We start from the raw sequence: 11,376 nt of genomic DNA, 5'->3' as shown, positions 1-11,376 counted from the left end.
CGACAAAATCAAAATGATTTCATCGGCATTCTTTTGTTTTATCAAAATGATATACAATTATTAGACCTAGTGTTCCATTTGACGGGCTAAGAAGCCAGCTGCCGTTTCTGCCGCTTTATGCTCCACTTCCCCCATTGAACGCTCTTTAGAAAATAAGACGACGGCGCCAATCGGATCTCCGTTTGCAACAATAGGTGCAATGGTATAAGCAGATACGTCATCATCAATACCATCGACAAGTTGAATTTCTTTTTTGCTTTCTTCTAATACAGAATTACGCTGGTCCATTGTTCGTTCAAGTAAATCACTGATGGATTTATTTAAGTACTCTTTTTTCGAACTGCCGGACACAGCAATATACGTATCTCGATCACAAATCAGAATGGAATGACCCAAACTGTCGAATAATGCATCAGCATATTCCTTCGCAAAGTCTCCTAGCTCACTAATCGGCGAATATTTCTTCAAAATTACTTCTCCATCGCGGTCGACGAAAATCTCAAGTGGATCTCCTTCCCGGATGCGCAATGTTCTGCGAATCTCCTTCGGAATAACCACTCTACCTAGATCATCGATGCGGCGTACAATTCCAGTTGCTTTCATTCACTGCTGCCTCTCTTTCGTTTGATGATGTGTTGGGTGAATGGAACAAAAGCGTCCACTTTATGCAACATTCACCACTTGACCCTGAGATTAGTATCCGTCACATCAAACGTAATATACACGAGAGACAAACAAATTTTTATGAAGATGGAATGGTTTCCTTTTTCACATCTTGAAGACCTCGTAGCATATTCAGAACGATGTCAAGCCATTCCTCCGTCTTCTTACCTTTCGTCTGGACAGAAATAATTAGCTTGCTGCCTTCCATTCCTAGGCCAATATCACGGCCATATTTACTGCCAAGTGCAAATAATTTTTGACCGTCGATGTCACTGCTTGCTTGCTCTTCAAGGGTGAGTCTGACAATGCCTTTCTCCATCTTGATCAATTCGACACGTTCCTGCACTGCGTATACTTTCATCGTCGCAATTGTGAACAAATCCGCCACTTCTTGCGGATATTCACCGAATCGGTCGATCATTTCATCTTGAAGCTCTTTTCGCTCTTCAATTGATCCAATCGCTCTGAACTGTTTATACATCTCGATCTTTTGCTTTCCATCCGAAATGTAAGTGTCAGGGATATAAGCATCGATTTGTAGATCGATTTCCGGTTCGAATTTATCTTGAGCCGTTGTATCGCCTCTTCTTTCTTCAATGGCTTCTTTCAGCATTTGGGAATAGAGGTCGAACCCAACAGAATCAATGAATCCATGCTGCTGTGCACCAAGTAAATTTCCTGCTCCTCGAATCGTTAAATCACGCATCGCAATTTTAAATCCTGACCCGAGCTCTGTGAATTCTTTAATAGCTTGAAGTCTCTTCTCTGCTACTTCAGACAGAACTTTATCTTTTCGATACGTGAAATAAGCATATGCGACACGATTCGAGCGTCCTACTCGTCCTCTTAGCTGATACAGCTGAGAAAGCCCCATTTTATCCGCATCGTGAACGATGAGCGTGTTCACATTCGGAATATCGACTCCCGTTTCGATGATGGTGGTACTGACCAATACATCTGATTCACCTTCAAGGAAATTGATCATCACTGATTCCAGCTCGTTCTCACTCATTTTCCCATGTGCATAGCTGACTTTCGCGTCTGGAACTAGCATAGAGATTTCATCTGCTTTGCGTTCAATATCCTCGACACGGTTGTACAGGAAGTACACTTGACCACCACGTGCTAGTTCTCGCTCTATCGCTTCTCTGACTAAAGCGCCATTGTACTCAACCACATAGGTTTGAACAGGGAAACGGTTTTCAGGCGGTGTTTCAATAACCGATAAATCCCGTACGCCAAGCATAGACATATGCAGCGTACGCGGAATTGGCGTAGCCGTTAATGTCAGTACATCGATATTGGCTTTCATCTGTTTAATTTTCTCTTTATGCGTCACACCAAAACGCTGCTCTTCATCAATAATCAACAGACCTAAGTCCTTATAGACAATATCTTTCGAAAGCAAACGGTGTGTGCCGATCACCATATCTATCGTTCCGTTTTTCAAACCTTTTAACGTCTCGGTTGTTTCTTTTCTTGTACGGAAACGGCTCAGCTGAGCAATTTTGACAGGATAGTCTTGGAATCGGTCCATAATCGTGTCAAAATGCTGCTGCGCTAAGATGGTTGTCGGCACAAGCAGAGCAACTTGCTTCCCGTCAGCAATTGCTTTGAAGGCGGCTCGAATCGCCACTTCTGTTTTTCCATATCCCACATCTCCACAAAGCAGGCGGTCCATAGGACGCTCCCGCTCCATGTCTTGTTTGATTTCATGAATCGAACGGATTTGATCATCTGTTTCCTGGTAAGGGAACGCTGATTCGAACTGGCGCTGCATCTCATGATCAGGCGAGAAGGCATACCCTTTACTTGCCTCACGTTCTGCGTACAGCTTAATGAGATCATCTGCGATGTCCTGTACAGATGACTCCACTTTTTTCTTCACACGTTTCCAATCGCTGCCGCCTAGTTTGTACAGCTTTGGTTCTTTACCTTCTGATCCAACATACTTCTGCACCTGATCAATTTGTTCAACCGGTACATAAAGCTTGTCGCTTCCTTGATAATGAATATTTAAATAATCTTTATGAATGCCGCCGATTTCAAGCGTTTCAATTCCTAAATACTTACCGATCCCGTGGTTAATGTGCACCACATAATCGCCGACTTGAAGCTCGGAATAGCTCTTAATTCGCTCTGCATTGGTCAGCTTTTGCTTACGTGCCTGCTTCTTCACACGTTTTTTGAAGAGCTCGCCTTCTGTGATCACGGCAATTTTCGATAACGGCAGTTCAAAGCCTGTTTGTAGCTCACCTTGTAAAATATACACCTGTCCGCTTACAAGCTCTGCGTCCGGCTTGGCAAGAGCAGCTTCAATGTCATAATCATGTAAGACAGAAGACAATTTGTCTGTACGCTCTTCATCCGCACCTAAGAAGACAACCGTGTATTGTTGTTTTTTGTAGCGTTCAATTTCACTTGCGAGCACATTCATCTGCCCGTGGAAATTCTGCATTTGCTTACTCGATACATTGACGATATTTTGCGGATTTGTCTGCTGGACATGTCTCAGGAACAAGGAGTAGTACAGAATCGACCGCGATTGCTGATTGATTAGTTGTTGGAACGGAAAAGAAAGAGATAAATCATGAAGGATGTTGCCTTCTTCAAGCAGACTAATTGTCCAATCAGCTTCTTCCTGCTCAAGCTGTTCTTCCATCTCCTGAATTCTGCTAATTTCATCTAAAATAATAATCGTATCCTGTGAAGTGTAATCTAGCAAACTAGCAGGTTTTTCATAGAAATAGGACAGGTACTTCGTCATTTCCTGTGTCACGATTCCTTCTAGCAGCTTCTCTCGATCAGCAGAAATATGTTGATGCAGCAATTCTTTTTGCTGGTCTGAGTTGAATTTCTTTAAGCTCTTCGCAAGTCCTTGATCAAGCTGTTCAATGGCTCTCACTCGTTCAGGCCCTCTCACAATCAGCTCTTTTGCGGGACCGATTTTAATCTCTTGAAGTGTTTCTAATGAACGCTGTGTATCCGAGTGGAACGTTCGAATTGAGTCTACTTCAGTATCAAACAGCTCAATACGAATTGGATGATCTTCCGTTAACGAATAAATATCAATGATTCCTCCGCGCACACTAAAATCTCCGGGCGCAGCAACCATCGACGTCCGGTCATAACCGATTTGTACAAGTTGTTTTGAAAACGCCTCCAAATCAATTTCTTCACCAAGCTTTAAATGGATCTGACTCTCCTTCCAGAGCTCAACTGGCGGAAGCATTCTACGCACCGCAGCAGCCGGGGTGACGATAATGGGGTTTTCTCCATTCGCCAGCCGGTTCAGAACATCTAGACGCTGAGCTCTAAGCTCAGGGCTGGCAACGGCAATTTCTGAAGCAATGAGTTCATTCACAGGATAAAGAAGGACCGAGCGATCTGACATCACACTGGCAAGATCATCTGTGACCTTCTGCGCTTGATATAAGTTGTGAGTCACAATAAACATCGGCCGCTTAAGTTCGTCTGATATAGCGGCTGTAAATAAAGATCTGACGGAGCCTGATAGTCCGGCGAGCAGTTGTTCTTTTAACCCTTCCTTTAGCCCATTAAAAATGGACTGAAAATCATCACTTTGTTTGATAAATGATTGTATATTTTTCATTTGGCTCCTCCTCCCTGCTTGTTTAAAACAGAAAAACGCTTTGGTCTATTATCTACACCAAAGCTTTTTATTGAATAAAGGTATGATACTGATGGTAATCAGGATTTCTTTCGAGCGCCTCTTGGCAATCCTCACAAATGGTTTGTACATGCAAATCACCATTTTCCCTATAAGAAATCATATCGTTTCTTTCCTCATTTGTTAAGTGATGAAATCCAAGTGCTTCACTTTGAACAGCGGATTCATCTAAACTGCCAACCTTTACACCACAGTGCCGGCAGTAATAATGCAAAGCCATACGTGATCCTCCCCTGCTGAGATTTTATGATCAGTATGTGCTTTGCTTATCATTCTTATACCTTCTTGTTAAAATCATTCATCACTTCTAAAAATGGCTTAGTTAAAGCCGCCTCACAAGCTTCGACAGACGCCTGAATGGCTGATGCAATATCAGGCTGCTCCTCTTCAGAAAAGCGTCCTAGCACGTAATCGACGACCTTCATGCCATTTTGAGGACGTCCAATGCCGATACGGAATCGGTCAAACTCAGGTGACCCTAAATGCTGAATCAACGATTTGATTCCATTATGCCCGCCTGCACTCCCTTTTGTACGAAGGCGGATTCGGCCAGTTGGCAAATCAAGATCATCATAGATGACTTTCAACTGTTCAAGGGGAATATCATAGTAATCCATTAGCGGACGCACGCATTCTCCTGATAAGTTCATATATGTAAGCGGCTTTACAAGTAGAACCTTTTGCCCTGAAACAAATCCCGTTCCAAATTGTCCATGGAACTTTGATTGATTTAAAGGGATGTCCCATTTTTTTGATAATTCATCTATTGTCATAAACCCGACATTATGTCTTGTTTTTTCATATTCTTTTCCAGGATTACCTAATCCAACAAATGCAATCATGAAACCATAAACCTCCTTTGTCACAAAGCACACGCCTAAAAAATGAGCCAATAGGATTGCCTCATGTAAAACGTATGAATTCTTTTCATTCTAGCACAAAAGACGCAACCGCGGGAGGGTTACGTCTCTAAATGACCAGTTATTCTCCATCGTTATCCTTTTCTTTAATGGCCTCAGGTTCTTTTGGTTCCTCTTCGCTATCTGGTTCAGGAACCTCTGATTGCTGAGGCGGTAAAATGGATGCCACGACTTCTTCTGGATCGTTATTCACTTGATATGATGACTGAACAGGCAAATCAGCGACTGTTAGGACATCATTCACTTCTAAGTTTGTAATATCTGCTTCTATATGCTGAGGGATATCTTTTGGCTTCGCTGTAATAGATAGTTCAAATAGTGGCTGCTGAAGCACACCGCCATCTTTAACTCCTTTAGATTCGCCAATCAGCTGAACAGGTACATCCGCTTCAATTTCACGCTGCAAATCGACTACTTGGAAATCTGCATGGACAAGCTCATTTTTCAGCGGGTCTGTTTGTAATTCTGTGACCATCACGGATTTTGTTTCACCGTTCACGTCTAACGTAATGATTGTATTCTTCCCTTCATCACGTAAGGTCTTTAATAAATCGATACTGTCTAATGAAACAGCCAGGTTGTCTGTATTTTTTCCGTATATGACACCAGGAACGTGTCCTGAATGACGGATTTTTTGCAGTGTGGAACGTTTGAAGTCAGTTCTTTTATTTGCTTTTAAAGTTGCCATATTCAGCACCATCCTATTTCTTTTTTGTCACTACTCTCATAATTACCCATAACCAAATCATTTTAAACCTATTTGCCGAGAATGATGAAAGCAAAAAGACCCCAAGCTTGATGCCTAGGGCCTTTTTCAATCAGAAAATTAGCTGAAAAGGTAGCTCACAGATTCTTCTTCATGTACACGGATGATGGCTTCTGCAAGCAAAGGCCCAACTGAAAGCGGAATGAATTTTCCAACTTTCTTGTCATCAGTTAAGTGAATACTGTTTGTCACAACTAATTCTTTAATTTTAGAGTTTGTGATACGTTCTACTGCTGGTCCAGACAATACTGGGTGAGTACAGCAAGCATAGACTTCAGCCGCTCCATTTTCCACAAGTGCATTTGCAGCAAGTGTAATGGTACCAGCTGTATCAATGATATCATCGATGAGAATCGCCGTTTTGCCTTCAATGTTACCAATGATGTTCATCACTTCAGCAACGTTTGGCTTTGGACGACGTTTGTCGATAATTGCGATTGGTGCTTTCAGGCGATCTGCCATTTTACGCGCACGTGTTACACCACCGTGATCAGGAGATACAACGACGATATCATTCAAGTTTTTCTGTTCGAAATAGTTTGTTAAGATTGGCACAGCCATTAAATTATCGATTGGAATATCAAAGAAACCTTGGATTTGCGGCGCATGAAGATCAAGTGCAATGACACGTGTAGCACCTGCTGTTTCAAGTAAGTTCGCAAAAAGCTTCGCAGTGATCGGCTCACGAGGTTTTGCCTTACGATCTTGACGTGCATATCCGTAATAAGGGATCACAATATTGACCGTTTTCGCAGAAGCGCGTTTTAGTGCGTCTACCATAATGAGCAACTCCATAATGTGCTCATTGACTGGCGCACTAGTGGATTGAATGACATAACAATCACAGCCGCGGATACTTTCTTCAATATTGATTTGGACTTCACCGTCACTAAAGCGTTTAACAGAGCTCTTTCCTACATCAACTCCGATACGATCGGCAATTTCTTTCGCAAGTTCAGGGTTTGAATTCAAAGAGAATATCTTTAAATTCGCATCAGCATAACGATTAGACATGGTAAACCTCCGGGTATTTGGATTATTTTTTATGAATATTTTTCACATAATCTTCTTTATTTACTTGTCTTGCTCTAGCAATAGACAATGCATCCTGCGGTACATCTTCTGTAACCGTTGAACCAGCTGCAACATATGCCCCTTTTCCGACAGTGACTGGTGCCACGAGATTAGAATTACAGCCAATAAATGCGCCATCTTCAATCTTCGTTAAGAATTTGTTCTTCCCATCATAGTTGACTGTAATTGATCCACAGCCAAGGTTTACATCAGTTCCGACCTCTGCATCTCCAATATAGCTGAGATGAGATGCTTTGCTGCGGTCACCGAAAACCGTTTTCTTGATTTCGACAAAGTTCCCGATTTTCACTTCATCGCCAATTTTCGACAACGGGCGAATATGAGCAAACGGCCCAATTGTCACATCGACTCCAACCTCACTATCGCAGACGACAGATTGCTTAATCACTGTGCGGTCTCCGACGATGCTGTCAACAATTTCAGTGTTTGGCCCAATTATGGCGTCTGCACCGATTTTCACATTCCCTTTGATGACCGTCCCAGGATAAATCGTTGTATCTTCACCGATCACTGCATCAGGTGATATATACGTGTTCTCAGGATCAATCAAGGTCACACCATTCTTCATATGCTGATGATTAATACGTCGCTTCATGAATTGCTCTGCTTGTGATAGAGCGATACGATCATTGACTCCAAGTGTTTCTTCAAAATGCGGTGTTTGATATGCCGCTACCGTTTGCCCCTCATTCTTTAAGATTTCAATGACGTCTGGCAAATAGTACTCACCCTGTGCATTTTCATTCGATACTTGCTCAATCACACGGAAGAGATCTTCATTTGAAAAGCAATAGGTCCCTGTATTAATTTCATTCACTTGACGTTCCGCATCATTCGCATCTTTATGCTCCACAATTTTCACAACAGCACCGGTTTCGTCACGAATAATACGACCATAACCTGCCGGGTCTTCCGCACGTGCTGTTAAAATAGTGACTTTCGCTTGATGTTTTTGATGCTCGCTCAACATAGCTTCCATTGTTTCCGCTGTCAATAATGGCGTATCACCACAAATGACAATGGTTGTTCCCTTTTCCTGCGCAAGGAACGACTTTGCTTGTTTGACGGCATGTGCTGTTCCCAGCTGTTCTTCTTGAAGTGCATATTCACTTCTGTCTCCAAGCTGCTCTTTGACGTTCTCTGCTCCATGACCAACAATCGTCACTAGCTTGGCTAAAGAAAGCTTTAACGCTTCATCTGCCACATGCTCGACCATTGGTTTTCCGCAAACTGGATGAAGTACTTTGTATAGCTTTGACTTCATTCTCGTTCCTTTTCCCGCTGCTAAAATCACTGCGAACCGCTTATCCATTGATTGGCCTCCAATATCCCTATTATCCATAGAAAAATATATCCTAAATAAGGACTGATTTCAAGGACACAAGAGGAAGTGCATTAATTTTCTAATGAACGGGAGACATAAGGAACAAGAGAAAAAACGCAAAAAAGACAGCATTTAAAAGAAAACATTCATTTTCTCTTAAAGCTGTCTTTTTAGGTTCACATATCTTTAAGAAGCTCCAGCTTCTTCATATTCAATTGTCTCTTCCTCTTCGCCTAAGCGATGATACTCATTTAAAACAGCATCTTGGATTTTACCCCGAGTGCTTGAATTAATTGGATGTGCAATGTCGCGAAACTCTCCATCAGGCGTACGTTTGCTAGGCATTGCAACAAACAAGCCATTGTTTCCATCAATCACACGAATATCATGAACAACAAATTCGTGGTCCAGCGTGATGGATGCAATCGCCCTCATGCGACCATCGGTATTCACGCGGCGTAATCTTACGTCAGTAACTTCCACAGTAGTTCACCACCTTTTCCCAATATAAAAGCATTACTTAGGTATTCAACGATTGTGGTGATTCTCCTGCTCTTTTTTTAAACTTTTTTTGAAATATCGGGATATTTATACATTTTTTGTCATCTTCGTGACGACGCTTACATTCTCTTCGTGAAAAAAGACATCATAATGATGTCTTTTCCTGCATATGATGAAACCAAACGGCTTTCGTTAAGATTGCCTGTTTACTTTACTAATGCAATCACTTCAATTTCTACGAGTGCATCCTTAGGAAGTCTTGCTACTTCCACACAAGAACGAGCTGGCTTATGTGTATGGAAATACTCACCGTACACTTCATTTACTTCTGTGAATTGTTCCATATCTTTGATAAAAACTGTTGCTTTCACGACTGTCTCAAAGGAAGCACCTGCTGCTTCAAGTACGGCCTTAAGATTACGGAACACTTGATGAGTTTGTTCTTTAATATCTCCATTTACAAAGTCTCCAGCTGCCGTTAATGGAATCTGCCCGGAGCTGTAAAACATGTTATTGACAATAATCCCTTGAGAGTAAGGTCCAATGGCTGCTGGTGCGTGTTTGGTTTGAACAACTTTTGTCATATCAATCTCTCCCATTCAACTACATGTTTTCAATTCTTAAGCTTTCGAATGAAAAAACTCGTGGAAATTACCTTCATTGATCTCAATGATCTTCTGCTTCATATCAATGGTTGAAAGCTTTAAAAGCGATACATATTCATCAACGAGACGTTCATCTACGCCTTCATCTTCTAAAAGAACACCGATCCCTGCAACATTTGCATTAAATTCCTCAAGCAAATTCACCATGCCGTTAATGGTTCCGCCAGCTTTCATAAAGTCATCAATGATCAGGACATTGGATCCTTTATCTAAGCTTCGCTTTGCAAGTGACATGGTTTGAATTCGATTAGACGAACCTGACGCGTAGTTAATACTTACAGTTGATCCTTCAGTTACTTTATTATCTTTTCTAACGATCACAACCGGCACATTTAAATAACCCGCAACCGAATAGGCAATAGGAATACCTTTTGTTGCAACAGTCATGACGACATCAATCGCACGGTCTGCAAAGATGGTCGCAAATAGCTTACCGATTTTCGCAAGGATTGATGGATTACCTAAAACATCGGTTAAATATAAATAACCGCCAGGAAGTACACGTTCAGGAGTCGATAGAGCTTCTCCGATATCGTTTACCACGTCGTCTGCTTCTTTTAGGTGAATCTTTGGAATATATTTCACTCCGCCAGCAGCACCAGGTACAGTAAGCAACGTGCCTATTCCCTGCTGTTCGAAGGTCTGTTTGATAATCGTTAAGTCTTCACTAATGGAGGACTTCGCAGATTGATATCTTTCTGCAAAAAAAGTTAACGGTACTAGTACGTGCGGGTGGGCTAACAAATAATTTGTTAAGTCCACCAATCTGCCGCTTCGACGAAACTTCATGAACTTACCCCCAGAACCCGAATAATTTATGATAAATATAACTTAATATACGGATTTAATCAAGGGCATTTTGTTCGCCGATCATGCGGACAGCGTATACTTGATCACAAAATCCTCTCAGTCCGTTATATATTCTTTGTACCTTCGATTCATATTGAATCAAGCCAAATACTGTAGGGCCGCTTCCACTCATTAAAACAGCGTCAGCACCGAAACGCTTCATCTGCCTTTTGATCATATCTACTTCTGGATACATCTTTAATGTCACAGACTCTAGAACGTTTCCGAGTGAGCCGCACATCTCTTTATAATCTTTCGCTTCAATCGCTTCAATCATACGCTTTACATTCGGGTGGTCTACTTTGCTTGCGTCATATTGTCTATAGACTTCAGCTGTAGATACCCCAATCACCGGCTTCGCTAAAATCACCCAGCAATGCGGCGGTGTCGCAATATGCTTCAGCTTTTCCCCACGTCCTGTCGCTAGTGCTGTGCCTCCGTGTACACAAAAAGACACATCTGAGCCGATCTCCGCTCCAAGCTCAGCTAGTTCATCTAACGTGAGGTTCAACTTCCACAAGCGATTTAAGCCGCGAAGTGCTGCCGCTGCATCACTGCTGCCTCCAGCTAACCCTGCTGCGACTGGAATTGTTTTTGTGATGACAATGGATACCCCTTTTCGAATACCGAACCTTGTTTTAAGTAATTTAGCCGCCTGATAAGCCAAATTACGCTGATCATCTGGCACGAATCGATTATGAGATGATACACGGATTTCATCCTTGTCCAGCTCCGTCAACTCTAGTCGATCTGCAAGGTCTATTGTTGTCATCACCATCTCCACTTCGTGATATCCATCCGGTCTCTTTCCGTGAACATCAAGTGAGAGATTAATTTTTGCCGGTGCTTTTTCTAAAATACGCAAACATTTCACCTACTTCTCCATCTAAACATAAGTATCA

The 11,376-nt window shown here is 42.1% G+C and carries 11 protein-coding genes; all 11 read right to left on the bottom strand.

The features are described 5' to 3' along the window. Window positions 1–66: 66 nt before the first annotated feature. Window positions 67–603, bottom strand: a complete 537-nt coding sequence (spoVT, locus tag MHH68_RS00350; RefSeq protein WP_003217990.1) for a stage V sporulation protein T — start codon at window positions 601–603, stop codon at window positions 67–69. A gap of 139 nt (window positions 604–742) precedes the next feature. Beyond that, the gene (mfd, locus tag MHH68_RS00345; protein WP_058015841.1) at window positions 743–4,276 is read right to left on the bottom strand and encodes a transcription-repair coupling factor; all 3,534 of its coding nucleotides are present in this window, start codon (window positions 4,274–4,276) and stop codon (window positions 743–745) included. Window positions 4,277–4,343: 67 nt separating this feature from the next. Continuing rightward, a complete protein-coding gene (locus MHH68_RS00340; protein WP_003217967.1) occupies window positions 4,344–4,574 on the bottom strand; it encodes an anti-sigma-F factor Fin family protein in 231 nt (76 codons plus the stop codon). 55 nt (window positions 4,575–4,629) lie between these two features. Further along, window positions 4,630–5,196 carry an aminoacyl-tRNA hydrolase gene (gene pth, locus MHH68_RS00335; protein WP_058015840.1) on the bottom strand — a complete coding sequence of 189 codons (567 nt, stop codon included), beginning with the start codon at window positions 5,194–5,196 and terminating at the stop codon, window positions 4,630–4,632. A 139-nt stretch (window positions 5,197–5,335) separates the two neighbouring features. Beyond that, entirely contained in the window at window positions 5,336–5,962 is a 627-nt protein-coding gene (locus MHH68_RS00330; RefSeq protein WP_012008657.1) for a 50S ribosomal protein L25/general stress protein Ctc, read from the bottom strand. A gap of 138 nt (window positions 5,963–6,100) precedes the next feature. Further along, entirely contained in the window at window positions 6,101–7,054 is a 954-nt protein-coding gene (locus MHH68_RS00325; protein WP_003217907.1) for a ribose-phosphate diphosphokinase, read from the bottom strand. 22 nt (window positions 7,055–7,076) lie between these two features. Beyond that, window positions 7,077–8,447 (bottom strand): bifunctional UDP-N-acetylglucosamine diphosphorylase/glucosamine-1-phosphate N-acetyltransferase GlmU, encoded by a 1,371-nt coding sequence (gene glmU / locus MHH68_RS00320; protein ID WP_339164684.1) that lies wholly within the window; start codon window positions 8,445–8,447, stop codon window positions 7,077–7,079. A gap of 198 nt (window positions 8,448–8,645) precedes the next feature. Further along, on the bottom strand, window positions 8,646–8,942 hold the full coding sequence (gene spoVG / locus MHH68_RS00315) for a septation regulator SpoVG (protein WP_008357439.1): 297 nt from the start codon (window positions 8,940–8,942) through the stop codon (window positions 8,646–8,648). 224 nt (window positions 8,943–9,166) lie between these two features. Beyond that, on the bottom strand, window positions 9,167–9,544 hold the full coding sequence (ridA, locus tag MHH68_RS00310; RefSeq protein ID WP_169057693.1) for a 2-iminobutanoate/2-iminopropanoate deaminase: 378 nt from the start codon (window positions 9,542–9,544) through the stop codon (window positions 9,167–9,169). A 36-nt stretch (window positions 9,545–9,580) separates the two neighbouring features. Further along, window positions 9,581–10,414, bottom strand: a complete 834-nt coding sequence (gene purR, locus MHH68_RS00305) for a pur operon repressor (protein WP_003217919.1) — start codon at window positions 10,412–10,414, stop codon at window positions 9,581–9,583. A gap of 55 nt (window positions 10,415–10,469) precedes the next feature. After that, on the bottom strand, window positions 10,470–11,339 hold the full coding sequence (gene ispE / locus MHH68_RS00300; RefSeq protein WP_058015837.1) for a 4-(cytidine 5'-diphospho)-2-C-methyl-D-erythritol kinase: 870 nt from the start codon (window positions 11,337–11,339) through the stop codon (window positions 10,470–10,472). Window positions 11,340–11,376 lie beyond the last annotated feature (37 nt).

It is taken from the genome of Bacillus sp. FSL K6-2841 (assembly GCF_037976435.1).
In the GTDB taxonomy this organism is placed as follows: Bacteria; Bacillota; Bacilli; order Bacillales; family Bacillaceae; genus Bacillus; species Bacillus pumilus.
This window is presented reverse-complemented; position numbering and strand designations above follow the sequence as displayed.

What these genes read in the sequence shown, in the direction of transcription:
- glmU (WP_339164684.1), bottom strand. Translation starts at nt 8,447, where the DNA reads ATGGATAAGCGGTTCGCAGTGATTTTAGCAGCGGGAAAAGGAACGAGA.
- purR (WP_003217919.1), bottom strand. Translation starts at nt 10,414, where the DNA reads ATGAAGTTTCGTCGAAGCGGCAGATTGGTGGACTTAACAAATTATTTG.
- MHH68_RS00325 (WP_003217907.1), bottom strand. Translation starts at nt 7,054, where the DNA reads ATGTCTAATCGTTATGCTGATGCGAATTTAAAGATATTCTCTTTGAAT.
- mfd (WP_058015841.1), bottom strand. Translation starts at nt 4,276, where the DNA reads ATGAAAAATATACAATCATTTATCAAACAAAGTGATGATTTTCAGTCC.
- spoVT (WP_003217990.1), bottom strand. Translation starts at nt 603, where the DNA reads ATGAAAGCAACTGGAATTGTACGCCGCATCGATGATCTAGGTAGAGTG.
- pth (WP_058015840.1), bottom strand. Translation starts at nt 5,196, where the DNA reads ATGATTGCATTTGTTGGATTAGGTAATCCTGGAAAAGAATATGAAAAA.
- MHH68_RS00330 (WP_012008657.1), bottom strand. Translation starts at nt 5,962, where the DNA reads ATGGCAACTTTAAAAGCAAATAAAAGAACTGACTTCAAACGTTCCACA.
- ridA (WP_169057693.1), bottom strand. Translation starts at nt 9,544, where the DNA reads ATGACAAAAGTTGTTCAAACCAAACACGCACCAGCAGCCATTGGACCT.
- MHH68_RS00340 (WP_003217967.1), bottom strand. Translation starts at nt 4,574, where the DNA reads ATGGCTTTGCATTATTACTGCCGGCACTGTGGTGTAAAGGTTGGCAGT.